The 15,259-nt window shown below is 66.5% G+C and carries 16 protein-coding genes; 9 read left to right on the forward strand and 7 right to left on the reverse strand.

Annotation, left to right across the window (positions count from 1 at the left end):
• Nucleotides 1-4: 4 nt before the first annotated feature.
• On the forward strand, nucleotides 5-982 hold the full coding sequence (locus ACT3UE_RS01875; protein WP_444566148.1) for a multicopper oxidase domain-containing protein: 978 nt from the start codon (nucleotides 5-7) through the stop codon (nucleotides 980-982).
• An 18-nt stretch (nucleotides 983-1,000) separates the two neighbouring features.
• Here ACT3UE_RS01875 and ACT3UE_RS01880 read toward each other — a convergent pair whose 3' ends face one another.
• Nucleotides 1,001-2,452: an MFS transporter gene (locus ACT3UE_RS01880; protein ID WP_444566149.1), complete on the reverse strand. Its 1,452-nt coding sequence runs from the start codon at nucleotides 2,450-2,452 to the stop codon at nucleotides 1,001-1,003.
• A gap of 138 nt (nucleotides 2,453-2,590) precedes the next feature.
• On the opposite strand from ACT3UE_RS01880, the gene ACT3UE_RS01885 reads away from it, so the two are divergent.
• The gene (locus ACT3UE_RS01885; protein ID WP_444566150.1) at nucleotides 2,591-3,046 is read left to right on the forward strand and encodes a MarR family winged helix-turn-helix transcriptional regulator; all 456 of its coding nucleotides are present in this window, start codon (nucleotides 2,591-2,593) and stop codon (nucleotides 3,044-3,046) included.
• 27 nt (nucleotides 3,047-3,073) lie between these two features.
• Here ACT3UE_RS01885 and trhA read toward each other — a convergent pair whose 3' ends face one another.
• Nucleotides 3,074-3,742: a PAQR family membrane homeostasis protein TrhA gene (trhA, locus tag ACT3UE_RS01890; protein ID WP_444566151.1), complete on the reverse strand. Its 669-nt coding sequence runs from the start codon at nucleotides 3,740-3,742 to the stop codon at nucleotides 3,074-3,076.
• 156 nt (nucleotides 3,743-3,898) lie between these two features.
• Here trhA and ACT3UE_RS01895 point away from each other — a divergent pair, with 156 nt between their 5' ends.
• Nucleotides 3,899-4,660: an isoprenyl transferase gene (locus tag ACT3UE_RS01895; protein WP_444566237.1), complete on the forward strand. Its 762-nt coding sequence runs from the start codon at nucleotides 3,899-3,901 to the stop codon at nucleotides 4,658-4,660.
• A gap of 363 nt (nucleotides 4,661-5,023) precedes the next feature.
• Nucleotides 5,024-6,304, forward strand: coding sequence for a PhoH family protein (locus tag ACT3UE_RS01900; protein WP_444566238.1), 1,281 nt, complete (start codon nucleotides 5,024-5,026; stop codon nucleotides 6,302-6,304).
• Nucleotides 6,305-6,354: 50 nt separating this feature from the next.
• Here the strand turns inward: ACT3UE_RS01900 and ACT3UE_RS01905 are convergent, their stop codons facing one another.
• Nucleotides 6,355-7,251 (reverse strand): hypothetical protein, encoded by an 897-nt coding sequence (locus tag ACT3UE_RS01905; RefSeq protein WP_444566152.1) that lies wholly within the window; start codon nucleotides 7,249-7,251, stop codon nucleotides 6,355-6,357.
• Between the two features lie 58 nt (nucleotides 7,252-7,309).
• Here ACT3UE_RS01905 and ACT3UE_RS01910 point away from each other — a divergent pair, with 58 nt between their 5' ends.
• Together ACT3UE_RS01910 and ACT3UE_RS01915 are read left to right on the forward strand one after the other, a co-directional pair.
• Nucleotides 7,310-7,816: a prepilin peptidase gene (locus ACT3UE_RS01910; protein WP_444566153.1), complete on the forward strand. Its 507-nt coding sequence runs from the start codon at nucleotides 7,310-7,312 to the stop codon at nucleotides 7,814-7,816.
• 5 nt (nucleotides 7,817-7,821) lie between these two features.
• Nucleotides 7,822-8,292: an NUDIX hydrolase gene (locus ACT3UE_RS01915; protein ID WP_444566154.1), complete on the forward strand. Its 471-nt coding sequence runs from the start codon at nucleotides 7,822-7,824 to the stop codon at nucleotides 8,290-8,292.
• A 36-nt stretch (nucleotides 8,293-8,328) separates the two neighbouring features.
• On the opposite strand, the gene ACT3UE_RS01920 is transcribed toward ACT3UE_RS01915, so the two are convergent.
• Entirely contained in the window at nucleotides 8,329-9,216 is an 888-nt protein-coding gene (locus ACT3UE_RS01920) for an SDR family NAD(P)-dependent oxidoreductase (protein ID WP_444566155.1), read from the reverse strand.
• Nucleotides 9,213-10,619 (reverse strand): flavin-containing monooxygenase, encoded by a 1,407-nt coding sequence (locus ACT3UE_RS01925; protein WP_444566156.1) that lies wholly within the window; start codon nucleotides 10,617-10,619, stop codon nucleotides 9,213-9,215. The genes ACT3UE_RS01920 and ACT3UE_RS01925 overlap by 4 nt, the downstream gene beginning before the upstream one ends.
• A gap of 81 nt (nucleotides 10,620-10,700) precedes the next feature.
• On the opposite strand from ACT3UE_RS01925, the gene ACT3UE_RS01930 reads away from it, so the two are divergent.
• The 3 genes from ACT3UE_RS01930 (at nucleotide 10,701) to ACT3UE_RS01940 (ending at nucleotide 12,697) form a co-directional block, all read left to right on the forward strand.
• A complete protein-coding gene (locus ACT3UE_RS01930) occupies nucleotides 10,701-11,363 on the forward strand; it encodes a TetR/AcrR family transcriptional regulator (protein WP_444566157.1) in 663 nt (220 codons plus the stop codon).
• 90 nt (nucleotides 11,364-11,453) lie between these two features.
• Complete coding sequence (locus tag ACT3UE_RS01935) at nucleotides 11,454-11,864, forward strand: ferritin family protein (protein ID WP_444566158.1); 411 nt, start codon at nucleotides 11,454-11,456, stop codon at nucleotides 11,862-11,864.
• A complete protein-coding gene (locus ACT3UE_RS01940; protein ID WP_444566159.1) occupies nucleotides 11,861-12,697 on the forward strand; it encodes a family 1 encapsulin nanocompartment shell protein in 837 nt (278 codons plus the stop codon). The genes ACT3UE_RS01935 and ACT3UE_RS01940 overlap by 4 nt, the downstream gene beginning before the upstream one ends.
• Here the strand turns inward: ACT3UE_RS01940 and ACT3UE_RS01945 are convergent.
• Nucleotides 12,694-14,361, reverse strand: coding sequence for an MDR family MFS transporter (locus ACT3UE_RS01945; RefSeq protein WP_444566160.1), 1,668 nt, complete (start codon nucleotides 14,359-14,361; stop codon nucleotides 12,694-12,696). The two genes, ACT3UE_RS01940 and ACT3UE_RS01945, sit on opposite strands and share 4 nt — an antisense overlap.
• 108 nt (nucleotides 14,362-14,469) lie before the next feature.
• Complete coding sequence (locus ACT3UE_RS01950; protein ID WP_444566161.1) at nucleotides 14,470-15,189, reverse strand: TetR/AcrR family transcriptional regulator; 720 nt, start codon at nucleotides 15,187-15,189, stop codon at nucleotides 14,470-14,472.
• Nucleotides 15,190-15,259 lie beyond the last annotated feature (70 nt).

Consider the following 15,259-nt stretch of genomic DNA (forward strand, 5'->3'; position numbering starts at 1 on the left):
GGCCGTGGCGGATCCGGAGGTCATGGAGGGGATGGGCCCGAAGGGCCACGACGGCCACCATGGGTCGGACGCCGCCGAACCGGACGCCGCCGGGAGCGGGAAGGCTGCGGCCTTCGACCCGATGCGTGCCCCCGGGAAGGAATTCGTCGCCAGCGACGCCCGGTTGCCCGCCGCGCCGGAGACCCGCGTCCACGAGTACACGCTGACCGCCGAGGACACCGAACGTGAGATCGGCGCCGGCTATTCGCAGACCCTCTGGACGTATAACGGCACGGCGCCGGGGCCTACCTTGCGCGGCAAGGTCGGGGATGAATTCAAGATCACCCTGCGCAATAAGGGGACCACCGGACACTCGATCGACTTCCATGCCGGGGCGTTGGCGCCGGACCGCCCCATGCGCACGATCGATCCCGGGGAGGAACTGACCTACACCTTCACGGCCACCCGCGCCGGAGCCTGGCTCTACCACTGCTCCACGATGCCTATGTCGTTGCACATCGCCAACGGGATGTTCGGTGCGGTCATCATCGACCCCCCTGATCTGGCACCGGTGGACCACGAATTCATCATGGTCCAGAACGAGCTGTATCTGGGGGAGCAGGGTGGCACGGCGAGCCAGGCGAAGATCGATGCTGAAGCCCCCGACGCGGTGGTCTTCAACGGCTACGCGTCCCAATACGCCTTTGATCCCCTGCAGATGAAGGTGGGGGCGCGGGCGAGGTTCTGGGTCGTGGCGGCCGGCCCGAACCGCGGCTCGGCGTTCCACGTGATCGGCGGCCAGTTCGACACGACCTACCTGGAGGGAAGGTACCTCCTGGATGGGTCGGATCCCCATGCGGGGTCCCAGACCCTGGACATCGGTGTGGCGCAGGGGGGATTCGCCGAACTCGAATTCTCCGAAGCGGGGAACTACCCGTTCGTGTCCCATTCCATGGTCGATGCCGAACGAGGGGCCCGGGGCATCATCGAGGTGACCCGGTAGCCACGGCCCGGCGACGAGCTACGCGTCGACGTCTTCGTGTTCGAGACCGGGGGAGGCGGGGACCCCGCGCGGTCTGCGGGGGATCAACGCGGCGAACAGTGCCGCCAACACGGCAGCACCGATCGAGAAGCCGAAGGTGACGCGGAAGCCTTCGAGGGTGGGGACTTCTGCCGTGCCCAGGGGCATGGTCATGCTGGCCAGCACCACCCCCATGACCGCTGCCGCGGCCGAGGAACCCACCGAACGCATCAGGGCGTTCATGCCGTTGGCTGCGCCGGTTTCGGTCAACGGGACCGCGCCCATGATCAGGGCCGGCATGGCGGCGTAGGCCAATCCGATGCCGCCGCCGACGATGATGGATGCCACGAGGATCTGCCAGGTCTCGGAAATCAGGAAGAACGCCATGATGTACCCCAGGGCGATGACCAGGGAGCCCAGGATCAGCGTGGTCTTGGGCCCGTAGCGGGCCGATAGGCGGGCCGAGACGGGGGAGAGCAGCATCATCACGAATCCACCAGGGGTCAGGACCAGTCCTGCCATGACCATGGAATGGCCCAGCCCGTAGCCGGTACCGGCAGGGGCCATCAGCAACTGCGTGAAGGTCAGGCTCATGGCATACATGGCGAACCCGACGGTCATGGAAGAGAGGTTGGTGAACAGGACCTGGGGACGGGCGGTGACCCGCAGATCCACCAGGGGTGCCTTCGCCCGAAGCTGGTAGGCGCCCCAGAGGACCAGGATGATGGCCGAGGAGGCAAAGAGCCCCAGGGTCAGCGGGCTGGCCCAGCCCCAATCATTGCCCTTGGTGATCGGCAACAGCAGGGACACCAGGCCGGCGGCCAGCCCCACGGCTCCCACGCCGTCGAAGCGGGCCGGGGTCCGGACCCGGGATTCGGGCAGGACCATGGCCACCAGGGTCAAGCACAGCGCCCCGAGCCCGCCGGCGGTCCAGAACAAGGTGTGCCAATCGGCCACCTGGGCGATGAACGCGGAGAACGGCAGGCCGATGGCACCGCCGACGCCCATCGTGGCGCTCATCGTGGCAATCGCCGCCCCGATCCTCGCCGGGGGCAGTTCATCGCGCAGGATGCTGATGCCCAACGGGATGGCCCCCATGGCCAGGCCCTGCAGCACACGGCCGGCGAGCATGATTTCCAGGGTGTTGGTCAACGCGCACAGCACCGAGCCGGCCACCATCAGGGCCAAGGAAATGATCAGCATGCGCCGCTTGCCGAACATATCGCCCAAACGCCCGGCGATGGGCGTGACCACGGCGCCGGCCAACAGGGTGGCGGTGACGACCCAGGCGGCGTCGGAGGCCGAGGTGTCCAGCATGTCGGGTAGCTGGGGGATCAGGGGGACCACGAGTGTCTGCATCAAGGAGACCACGATGCCCACGAAGGCCAGGATGGTGACCGCGGCCCGGGGGGAGGGGCTCTGGTGCGTGGGCGGGGAGGAAGTGGCAGTCATGAGGCTCGCTAACTGGAGGGGATGGGTGCGCCGAACAATGCTTGTGCACCATACACGAGAATTGCATTATGCACACCTATTGCACAATACATATTGTTGTATAGTGGATTGCTGCCGAAGACAACCAGAGGGAGAAGGATGACGGAAGACGCTGATGCACTGCGGGAGATGCAATATGAACTCATGCTGTTCTTCCGGCACCAGTTGCGCCCGCATCACCAGGGTGGCCCTGCCCTCGAGCGTTCCGCCTACGTCCTGCTCAACCGGCTGGAGCACTGTGATCCCATGACGCTCAAGGAGCTCTCGCGGGCCCTGCGCCTGGATGCCTCCACGATCCACCGCCAGGTAGGTGCGTTGATCCGCCACGACCACGTGGCCTACGTCCCCGGGGTCGCGGGGGAGGTGGCCCGGCGCATCGCCCCGACCGGGGCGGGGATCGAGGCGCTGTTGGAAACGCGCAGGTCCTATGAACAGGGGTTGCGCGAAGTCGTGGCCGACTGGCCGCTGGAGAAGCAGCGTGCCTTCTCGGGGATGCTGCGCGATTTCAACCAGAACGTCGAACGCATCGAGGAGTCCCCCTGGCCCCGGCGGTGAGCAGCGGGCCGGCGCGCAGGGCTCCGGTCAGCGGACCGTCAGCATCGCGATCATGATGGCGATGTAGTGGCAGGTGAACCCGCCGACCGTGAAGGCGTGGAAGAGCTCGTGGAAACCGAACCATTCGATGTGGATGTTCGGGCGTTTGAGGGCGTAGAAGACGGCGCCGGCGATATAGAGCGCGCCACCGACGCACAGCAGGACCGCTGCCGGGATGCTGGCGGCAAAGAAGTCGCCGATGTAGATCATGCAGGCCAGCCCCAGGGCGATGTAGACCGGGGTGTATAGCCACCGGGGGGCGTCGGTCCAGAACAGGCGGAAGGCCACGCCGAGGATCGCTCCGATCCAGACGAGCCACAGCAGGAAGGTGGCTTTGGCCTCCGGCAGCAGGGCCCAGGCCATGGGGGTGTAGGAGCCGGCGATGACCAGCATGATGTTGGTGTGGTCCAGCCGCTTGAGGACCCGCTTGACCTGGGGGGACCAGTTTCCGCGGTGGTAGACGGCGGAGACGCTGAACAGCAGTAGTCCCGTCACGGCATAGACCGCGGCGGAGGCCTTGCCCCAGGGGCCGGGGGCCAGCACGACCAGGACGATGCCGGCCGCCAGCGCCAACGGTGCGGTGACCGCATGGATCCACCCCCGCAAATATGGTTTGATCTCTTCCGGCGGGGACGTGCTCGGGCTTGACGGCGACATGTTCCGATACTACCGGAGAGTAACAAGGATGGTCCCCGAGGAAGCCGGTATCTGCAGGCGTGCCGGACAACACGGGGGCGGCCCAGCCGGTAGCCTAGAGGCGCGGCAACCATGCAGCGTTGATCCGTGCTGGCCGAACGACTGGAAGGGAACGACGTGCGGTTGCCCGAAGTCCTTTACCGTCTCTACGGCAAAGTGCTCAAGAAGGACATCCCTGCCGAGAAGCTGCCCGGACATATCGGGATGGTCGTGGACGGGAATCGGCGCTGGGCCAAGCTTGCCGGGGCACCGACCGTGCATGGCCACCAGGCCGGCGCCGACAACATCGTTGAGTTCCTGGGCTGGTGCCGGGAACTGAACATCCCCACCGTCACCCTCTACATGCTCTCCACCGACAACATGAGCCGATCCAATGCCGAGCTGGATGACCTGATGGGCATCATCGCCAACATGCTGGACCGGCTCGCCGAGCAACGGGACCTGTGTGTGCAACCCATGGGCGCCTACGACTCACTTCCCGACTACCTCTCGGACAAGCTCCATGCCCTGGGCGAATCCTCACGGAATGCCTCGGGCCTGCACGTGAACATCGCCATCGGCTACGGGGGTCGTGCCGAGATCGTGGACGCGGTCAAGGAATTGTTGTCCGACGCCGATGCCGCCGGCACCTCGTTGGCCGAGGTGGCCCGGGGGCTGGAGGTCGAGCACATCTCCCGCTACCTGTACACCCGGGGCCAGCCCGACCCGGATCTGGTCATCCGCACCTCCGGGGAACAACGCCTCTCGGGTTTCCTGACCTGGCAGAGCGCCTATAGCGAGTTCTATTTCTGCGAGGCGCTATGGCCCGATTTCCGCAAGGTCGACTTCCTGCGCGCGCTGCGCGACTTCACCGACCGCCAGCGTCGCTTCGGGAGCTGAGCCGTTCACCCCGGGGCCATGGGCCATTCGCCCGTCGGACGGCGTGTCTTGGGCCACAGGACACGTCGGCGGACTAGCTTGAAGGCATCGGCAGGCACGCCCGCCGGCCGAAACGGAAAGGCCACCGCACGTTGAGACTCACTGTCAACGACGGGAGGCCGGACCCGGCCTCGGGGCTGGACCGGACCACCCGCAGAACGGTTACCTAGGGGCGCAACGCCCCTGTTGGGAGTCATCGTGGCAGTCGAAATCCAGTCCAGCAACGTCGCAGCGGACGAGACCGGCAGGACGGGCCAGACTCCCGCCTCCGGCACCGCCCGCACCACCCCCGCGACCGACCCGGCGACGGGCGCCCGGCAAAGCGTGGGGGAGAAGTCCTATGTCCTGGACACCTCGGTCCTGATTGCCGACCCGCGGGCGATCCTGCGCTTTGCCGAACACGAGGTGATCGTCCCCATCGTGGTGATCAGCGAGCTGGAGAAGAAGCGCCACGACCCGGAGCTGGGCTTCTTCGCCCGCAAGGCCCTGCGGCTGCTGGACGAGCTCCGGATCGAACGCGGAGGCCTGAACCGGCCGATGCCCATCGGGGACGAGGGTGGATCCTTGCGGATCGAGCTGAACCACGTGTCCACCGAGGTCCTTCCGGTGGGCTTCCGGGCAGCGGACAATGATTCACGCATCCTGGCCGTGGCCAAGAACTTCTTCGATGAGGGCCGTGATGTCACGGTGGTGTCGAAGGATCTTCCGATGCGGGTCAAGGCCTCGGCCATGGGCCTGCAGGCCGATGAGTACCGCAATGGGCTCGTGGTCGATTCGGGCTGGACCGGGACCGCGGAACTGGATGTGGCCGATGCCGATGTCGAGGATCTGTACAACCACGAACCGGTCCTGATCGCCGAGACGGCCGAGATGCCGGCGAACACCGGTCTGGTGCTGCTCTCCAATCGCGGCTCGGCCCTGGGCCGGGTCGGCGAGGACGGTCTCGTCCGCCTCGTGAAGGGCGACCGCGATGTCTTCGGCCTGCATGGACGCTCGGCTGAACAACGACTGGCGATCGAGTTGCTGATGGACCGTGAGGTCGGCATCGTCTCCCTGGGGGGACGGGCCGGAACCGGCAAATCAGCCCTCGCCCTCTGTGCGGGGCTCGAAGCGGTCATGGAACGGGGCGACCATAAGAAGGTCGTGGTCTTCCGGCCCCTCTATGCGGTCGGAGGCCAGGAACTCGGCTACCTGCCCGGGGCGGAAGACGAGAAGATGAATCCCTGGGGCCAGGCGGTCTTCGACACCCTGGGGGCGTTGGTCTCCAGAAACGTCATGGAGGAGATCGTCGACCGCGGGCTTCTGGAGGTCCTGCCGCTGACCCATATCCGGGGCAGGTCCCTGCATGATTCGTTCGTCATCGTCGACGAGGCGCAGTCCTTGGAAAAGAACGTCCTGCTCACGGTGATGAGCCGGATCGGACAGAACTCAAAGATCGTCCTGACCCACGATGTGGCCCAGCGCGATAATCTCAGGGTCGGCCGGCACGACGGCGTGGCCGCGGTGGTCGAAACACTCAAGGGCCATCCGCTGTTCGGGCACATCACGCTGACCCGGTCCGAACGTTCGGCCATCGCGGCCCTGGTCACCGACATGCTCGAGTAACCGGGCCCGGGCCGGCGACCCGGGGTCCGCTCCAGGCGGGGGCCGATGGCTCAACCGGCCCGCCGTCCGCGGATGATCCAGGGGATGTGGTCCCGCACGTCGGTCAGATGCATCGAATGTTCCACGAACAGGTCATCGAGCATGTATTCGTTCACTGCGTGGATGTGGATGTCGTGCCCGTTGCCCTGCACCGGGCCGTCGAGGGCCTCCGAGTACACGCAGACCGCTGTCTGGAGGTCGATCCGCAGCCGGGTCCTCCCCGCCTCCAGCAGCGGGAACCCGGCTGTGTCCGGGGTGTAGGTGACATTGGGTGAGACCACGGCTTCCAGGGCCGGGCGTCCCGCATGCCGGGTTTCGGCCAGCTCGTGGATCTCCACGACGTTGGACAGCGGGAATTCCAGCGGAACCGGTGCGCTGCCCGCCAGCTCCACGGGATCAAGCATGGCGGCCCAGCGGGCATCCCCGAAGACCGGGTCACCGTAGTCCGCCTCCGGACGCCGGGCAATCAGCCCGTCGTCGTCGTAGATCGGTGTCACCAGCCGCGGTGGCAACAACCAGGAGTTGCGGTTGCCCTGGACGTAGAAGGCATCACGGGAAGCGTGGATCGAGGTGGTGCTGAACAGCAGTTCGGAGGATTCGTCCTCGACCCGCAGTGCATCCGGACGGCGCAACCAGGCCCGGATCCGGGGAATGGCCTCGGGGACCTTCTCCTGCTCACGTTCGACATCGGCCGGCGCCGACAGGGCGTCCAGGGGCGTGTGGTCCTCCTGCAGCTTCACCGGGGCGGCCGTAGTGGCGGTGGGGTCTGCGGTGAACCATTCAACGTCGAAGCGCAGGGTCTTCCACCGCCAGGGTGAAGACCTGCAGAGCCGGCGGAAGGCCGCGGCATCCTCACGGGAGACCGCCGAGGGGCCCGGCGGCGTCGGGGTGGTCGGAGGAATAGTCATATCCACAGTCTAGACAGGCGGGTCCCATCCCCGCCCGGGGCTGCGCTAGCGTGGGTCCATGATCGAAGCGATTCAGGAACTGCGTGAGACGGCTCCGGCGGCCTTCGTCCCCTTGGTCCTGGCGCTGCTGCTCTTCATCATCAACGGGGCACGGCTGGCCTGGATCGATGCCAGGACGCATCTGTTGCCCAATCGGATCATCCTGCCGTGGTACCTCTTCGCGCTGGTCCTGCTGGGAGCGGCGCTGGGGCTGGCCGGTGACTGGGCCGGGCTGCTGCGAACCGTCCTGGGCGGTGCCATCCTGTTCAGCTTCTATCTTCTGCTGCATCTGATCCAGCCGCGGGGCATGGGGTTGGGGGACGTGAAGCTCGCGGGGATCATGGGGTTGTATCTGGGCTATGTGAGCTGGACGCACCTGCTGCTGGGGACCGTGGCGGCCTTCCTGCTCGGGGCGCTGGCCTCGCTGGTGTTCATCATGGTGCGCCGGGCCCGCCTCAAGACCTCCTTGGCGTTCGGGCCCTACCTGGTGATCGGTACGGCGGCAGCCCTGTTCGTGGCAGGCTAGGGAACATGCCGACCCCCGAATTCATCCTGTCCCTGCGCGAGAAAATCGGCCATGACCCCCTCTGGCTCCCCGGGGTGAAAGCCGTGGTGCATCGTCACGACGGTGCACTGCTTCTGGTCAAACGAGCCGATAACGGCCGGTGGACCCTCCCCGCGGGGATCATGGAACCCGGGGAGGAACCGGCGGCCACCGCCGTGAGGGAGGTCCTGGAGGAGACCGGAGTCGAAGTCCGGGTCGAGCGGCTGGCCGGCATCGGCACCACCGACCCAGTGACTTATCCGAACGGCGACCAGGCCCAATACCTCGACGTGGTGTTCGCCTGCCACTATCTTTCCGGCCAAGCCCGGGTGAATGACGACGAGAACACCGAGGTCGCTTGGTTCCATGACGCAGACCGCCCGGTCCTGCCGCCCAAACACCAACGTGCCGTGGACTGGGCGCGGGACCAGGACCGGGCCGCCTGCTTCCTGGGGTGATTTCCCGCAGGAGGCCGACGGCAACGCGGCCGCTGCCTAGATCTTCAGCTTCCGGGCGAAGGCCCCCTGCCGGCGGCGACCATAGGCAACCATCAGTGGTGCCAGTCGCACGGCGAGACCGGGCCAGGCATCGAAGACGCGGACCTGGCCTCCACGCCACCGCGGCCAGGCCGTCACTGGCCGTGGTTTGTCGATGACCCGCAGGACCAGATCAGCGACTTCACCCGGGTCGAGCAGCTTGCCGGTGAAGGACAGCGCGGCACCGGGATCATCGAGCTTGTCATGGAGCATCGGGGTCCACATCCCGTCCGGACAGACGCAACTGATCTCCACGCCCTTGACCCCGGCGGCCCGCAGATCGGCCAGTGCCGACACGCTGAACCCCAGGACCGCGTGCTTCGAGGCGGCGTAGATCCCCTCACCGGGTACCCCGACCAGACCGGCCAGTGATGCCACGTTCACGACCTGGCCGGCATCGGCCGGACGCATGATCTTCAGGGCGGCCAAGGTGCCGTTGATGGTCCCGGCGGCGTTGACCTCCAGGACCAGACGTCGTTGCCGTTCGTCCTGCTCCCAGACGGGCCCGGTGAACAAGGCCCCCGCGTTATTGACCCAGAGGGCCAACGAACCCGACCGTGCCCGGGTGGCCTCGGCGGCCTCGGAACACGCGTCGGCGTCGCGGACGTCCAGGGAGGAAGCGAAGGCCAGCCGTTCCACCGGCCGCGGAAATTCCGCATTGATCTCCGCGGTCACGGCTTCGGCCCGCCGACGATCGACGTCGGTGATCTGGAGGGTGAAACCCGCCCGGGCCAGCCGCAGGGCGATCTGCCGGCCCAACCCGCCACCGGCGCCGGTGATGACTGCCCCACCCCGAGCGGCCGGGAGGATGCCGGGGGAGGGGCGGTGCCCTGTCAGCCGTCTCATGCGGCAGCCCCCAGGCGATGGCGGGCCTCCGGGGACGATTTGGCGGCTCGGGCGCCGCCTCGGCGGCGTTCTCGCTCGAGGTCCCAGAGGTAGCTGTCGAAATCGACTTCCATGGTGTGCCGGGCGGAGGAGTAGAAGCGACGGGCATTGCGTTGGTGGTCACGTTCCATCTGCGTGCGGATCACCTCTGCCTCCGGCGCCACGTAGCGTCCGGTGAGCATCTCCGAGACCCATACCGATTGGGCTTCGGCCAGGGGCATCACCGCCCCGATGGGTTGGAGTAGGCCGATGAAGAACAGCCCGGGGTGGTCGGGGTGAACGGTACGCTTCCACAACGGAAACTCGTTTCCCGCGGGGCTGACCAGGTCCTCCGCCAGGAAGGGAAACCGCACGCGGTAGCCGGTGGCCCAGATGATCAGATCCGCCGTCGCCGCGGAGCCATCGGTGAACACGACCCGGCCCCCGTCGAGCCGCTCGATGCCCGGCTTCGGCGTCACGGCCCCTGATTTCAGCACCCGGCGGATCTGCTCCGATTGGACGGGGTGGGATTGGCCCGGGGCGTGGGCCGGTTGCGGCAGCCCGAGCCGCGTGGTGCTGCCGGAGAGCATCGAGGCAAGCCGGAGCCTGGCCCGGGTGGCCCACCACGGCAGCCATTTGGGCAGCACCAACTGGTCCGAGGCCCGACCGAGGAAGTACTTGCGCAGCACCCACTGGCCACGGCGTTGGGACAGGATCGCGCTGCGGGCGACCCGCGCGGCCTCGGAGGCGATATCCAGGGCCGAGTTCCCGGCGCCTACAACCACCACGTTCTTGTCCCGAAGCTGTTTCGCCGAACGGTAGTCATGGGCGTGCAACTGCTCGCCATCGAAGCTTCCGGGGTAGGCGGGGTCGGGCCAGCGGGCGTCCCAGTGGTGCCCGTTGGCGACGAGGACGGCGTCGTAGTGGTGCTGCCGTGTGCCCTCGGGGCCGGTGGTCTCGACCCGCCATCCACCGTTTTCAGGCACGACTGCGTCGACGCGGGTGTTGAAGCGGATCTTGTCGCGAAAGCCGAAATGGTCGACATAGGCCTCGAAATAGGCGGCCACCTGATCGTGACGGGCATAGGCGGGATAGTCGGCGGGCATCGGGAAATCCGAGAAGGCCATGCGGGGACAGGAGGTGTTGATCTCCAGGGTCTCGTAGCAAGCGGACTGGCCGTTGGGGTTCTTGAAGACCCAATTCCCGCCGACGACACTGCCCTGTTCGAAGCAATCGACCGGCACTGCGGCCTGATGCATCGTCTTCACGGCGGCCAGGCCCGAGGACCCGGCCCCGATGACGCAGGTGCGGGGCAGGGAGGGGTTGGCGGGGATCGGTTGCGTAGCGGCCGGTGCGCGATCGCGTTCCTTGACGAAATAAGACATGTGATGATCCTTACATTGGAAATGCGGATTTTCAAGAATTGGATCGAGGATGAAGGCCGTCGCTGTGGCAGAGTAGCTTGCGTGAAGACTGGAGAATCGCCGGTGCAGGAGGACGACGCATCCGAAGCCGGTCGGAAATGGCGTGGTGTGTCCCGCCCGCAGCGGGATGCCGCCCGCCGACATCGCCTCCTGGAAGCCGGGGTGGAACTCTTCGGGACCCAGGGCTATGCCGCAACCACGGTCCAGGGGTTGTGCCGCCAGGCAGGGGTCTCCTCCCGCTCTTTCTACGAGTGTTTTTCCGGGCGCGAGGAAGTGCTCGAAACCATCTACCTTGAAGCGACCCGGGGAATCGAACGGAGGGTGATGACCCTGGACATCGCCGCCGGAGATACCGCCTATGAGATCATCCGCCGTGGTGTCCAGGCCGGGGTCGGGCCGATGCTCGAAGACGAGCGACTGGGCCTGGTGCTTGAAATCGAAGCCGTGGGCGTTTCACCGGAGCTGGAAACCAGACGGCGGCAGATGATCGCAGGCATCGCCCGGGCCATGGATGCCATGATGCTCGAACTGATCCGGCGCGGGCTGGTCCCCGAGTCCCCGCCGGGGCTGATCGGGTTGGTGGCTGTCGGCGGGATGACCGAGGCCCTCGTCGCCCATCTGAACACCCCATCCGCGGGCCGGATGCCGGTGCCGGAGTTCGTGGACGAACTGGCACGGGTGATCACCCGGATGGCCGGCGGATAACCGACCCATGGTGTTGCCCGCGCTCCGCCACTAGGCTGGCGTCAGGGAAACCGCCATCGAGGCCGGTGGCGCGGATCGAAGGGGAGACGCATGGGAACCGAGCAATACCACGAGCCGCCAGCCGAGCTGTCGGCCGAAACACGGACCTTCGCGCGCATGTGCACGAACCTCACCGAGGAAGCCGAAGCCATCGGCTGGTACGAGCAACGGATATCCCTTGAACCCGATCCGGCGGCCCGGGCCATCATGGAGAACTCCCTGGGTGAGGAGTTCAAGCACTTCTGCATGGAACTGGAGTACCTCTTCCGGGCGACCCCGAAATGGGGGCTGATCGCCCGCGGCATCCTCTTCCGGGACGGGGATATCGTCGACAACGGAGAAGCCGCCGAGGAAGCCGCCGACGCCGGGACCGCGGCAACCACCGAACCGCCGGAGCCCACACCCACTGGATCGGTCGATGGATCCCTGGGAATCGGGTCGCTGAAAGGAACTGCATCATGACCACCAACCACTTGCTCCGTGAGCTGGCACCGATCACCGCCGCCGGCTGGAAGCTCCTCGACGACGAGGCGCGGGACCGCCTGACCACCACGTTGGGTGCCCGTAAGCTCGTCGATTTCTCCGGCCCCTTCGGCTGGGATTATTCGGCGACCAATCTCGGGCGCACCGAACGGCTAGCCAGTTCGGATGATGATCCGATGATTTCGCGACGCCGTCGCGTGCTGCCCCTGGCCGAGATGCAGGTGGCCTTCTCCGTCTCCCGCGATGAACTGCTGGACGGTGAACGAGGGGCCGCCGACGTCGACCTGTCCAAGCTCGATACCGCCGCCCTGCAGATGGCCAGTGCCGAGAACCAGGCGGTGTTCCATGGGTGGCGGCAGGCGCAGATCACCGGGATCACCCAAGCCACCTCCCTGCCGAGCGTCCCGAGGGTGGAGGAGTTCTCCGACTATCCGAAGCGGGTGGCCCAGGCCGTGGACCAGCTGTTGGAAGAGGGGATCTCGGGTCCCTTCGGCCTCGCCCTGGGGCCCGGGCACTACACGGCGGTCGTGCAGGCCACCGAACGCGGTGGATACCTGCTCTCCGAGCACCTGCGCAAGATCCTCGATGGGCCGATCGTCTGGGCTCCGGGAGTCAAGGGTGCCGTGGTGATGAGCCTGCGCGGGGGCGACTTCCTCTTCGAATCCGGACAGGACCTGTCCATCGGATACAGCCACCACGACGCCCATGACGTCCACCTCTACCTGGAACAGAGCTTCAGCTTCCGGGTGGCCACGCCCGAAGCGGCCGTGCATCTGACCTCCAGCGACGAAGCGGCCAAACGCCGCGGCTAGTCCGAGGGGCCGGTCTCCGGGCCCGCGGACGTGGGGGTGGAGGTGTTGGCGGATTTCCTGGCCGTGCGCAGCTGGGCTTCAAGCTCCAGCGCCTCCTCGCCGGAGACCGCCTCGCCGCGGGCCACCATTCCCGAGGTGTGGGACAACGGAACCTGCTTGAGCAACAGCGCCAGCACGAAGGCGACGAGAAGGAACGGGATCAGGTACCAGAAGACCGGTGCCAGCGAATCCGCGTAGGCGCTCACCACGCCCTCCTGCACGGACTGCGGCAACTTCTCCAGAACCGAGGGATCCAGGGTCTCGGTGGCCTGCCCGGCATCGCTGGGCGAGGCGCCCGCACGAGTGAAGACCGCGGTGAGCTTCTCGGAGAGGTTGTTGGTGAAGATCGCCCCGAAGATCGCCACGCCCAGGGCGGCGCCGACCTCGCGGAAGTAGTTGTTGGTGCTGGTGGCCGTCCCCACCATCTCGGGGGGAACGGCGTTCTGCACCACCAGGACGACGACCTGCATGATCAGGCCCAGACCCGCGCCGAAGACCAGCAGGAAGACGCAGATCAGCCAGAGCGGCGTGTGCGCGGAAAGCGTGGTCATGGCAAGCATGGCAGCAGCCGTGACCAGGGTGCCGGCGATGGGGTAGGGACGGTACCTGCCGGATCTGGTGATCGCGATGCCGGACCAGATCGAGGTCGTCATCAGGCCCGCCATCATCGGCAGCATCAACAAGCCCGAGACGGCCGCCGAGGTCCCGGAGGACATCTGCAGGAACGTGGGAACGAAGGCCAGGGCCGCGAACATGCCCAGACCCAGGGTGAACCCGATGCCGGTAGCCGTGATGAACACCCGGTTGCGGAACAGCGAGAGCGGGATGATCGGATCCGAGGCGCGGAGTTCGGCGACGATGAAGCAGGTGGCCGCAACCAGGAGGCCGGCTCCCCAGAGCCAGGTCGACAGCGCGGACCAGCCGTGCTCGGCACTGCCTCCGAAGTCGGAGAAGAAGATCAGGCAGGTGGTGGCGATGGACAGGAAGGCCACCCCGGCGAGGTCGATGGACTTGGTTGCCTTCTTGTTCGGCAGGGTCAGGGCGAACCAGGCGATCGCGAAGGCGGCGATACCGATGGGGATGTTGATGTAGAAGGCCCACTGCCAGGTGAGGTGGTCCACGAAGTAGCCGCCCAGCAGCGGGCCGGCGACTGCCGAGAGGCCGAAGATCCCTCCCAGGGGGCCCATGTATTTTCCGCGTTCGGAAGCCGGGATGATATCGGCGATGATGGCCTGGGACAGGATCATCAACCCGCCACCGCCCAGGCCCTGCAGGGCGCGGAATCCGACGAAGACCCAGAAGCCACCGGCGAATGCCGCACCCACCGAGGACAGGGTGAACAGGGCGATGGCGATGAGGAAGAGGTGGCGCCGGCCGAGCACATCGCCGAATTTTCCGTAGATCGGCATGACGATCGTGGTCGCCAACAGGTAGGCGGTCGTGATCCATGCCTGGTGTTCAACGCCGCCGAGCTCACCGACGATCGTGGGCATTGCCGTGGAGACGATGGTCTGGTCCAGACTGGCCAGCAACATGCCGGCGATCAGGGCGGAGAAGATGATCCAGATGCGCCGCTGGGTCAGGGCCAGGGGGTTGGTAGCCTGCGGGGGAGCTGTAGTGCTCATCGTGGTTCCTTGGTGGTTCTGGTCCCGGAAGGAGAGGCCCGGGACGGCGGGGAAGAAGGCGGAAGGGGCCCGGGAAACGGGGAGGCCCGGCCAGGGGGCGGGAAGTGCTCAGGCGCCGAAGAGGCGGCGTGCGTGGGAAAAATTCTCCGTGAGGATCCGGGTGAATCGTTCCAGCGCCTCGTCGGTGGTCTCATCCGCGGTGGGGGCCTCGGACGAGGGGGGAACCCCGCTGTGGTCATCCGCGGAACAGGGGCTGGCACGACCGACGAACTGCTGGAAGCTGGTCATGGCCAGGTGTGAGAACAAGGTGGAGGCCAGGGTGGCGAACCGGTCTCCGGGTGGGAGTCCTTGTCGTCTGGCGATCAATTGGGCCAGGGCCCGTTCCCGCTGCATCGCTGAATCGATGGTGCGTTTCATCAGGGCCGGTTCGGAGTGCATCACACGCATGAAGGCGTGCATGTCCGCCGGAGGGACATCCATGGTGGAGTAGGCCTTGAGGAACAGTTCGGCCAGGGCCTCATCCAGGGGGAGGGCCTGGCGGCGCCCGAAGCCGTCGGCCGCGTTCCCCGGACCGGAGTCCACGAAGTCCTGGGCAAAGGGCTCCAGCGGGCTGGCAGGCTTCACCCCGAGGACGGCGTCCTCCTTGGTGGAGAAGTAATTGAAGAAGGTGCGGCGGGAGACCCCGGCGGCCTCGCACAATTCCTCGATCGTGAATCCGTTCAGTCCACGAGCGAGGGTGAAGGTGCGGGCGTGGTCGGTCAGTGAGGCATAGGTTTCCACCCGCCGACGTTCCCTGGCCCCCAGGGACTCCCGTGCACTTTCCTGCATATAGTGCAGTTTTGCACTCTTCGTTCCACAGTGCAACTAATGGGAGGGTGTGCTTCGTCACGCGCCGGTT

It is taken from the genome of Arthrobacter sp. 179 (assembly GCF_052379645.1).
Lineage (GTDB): Bacteria > Actinomycetota > Actinomycetes > Actinomycetales > Micrococcaceae > Arthrobacter_H.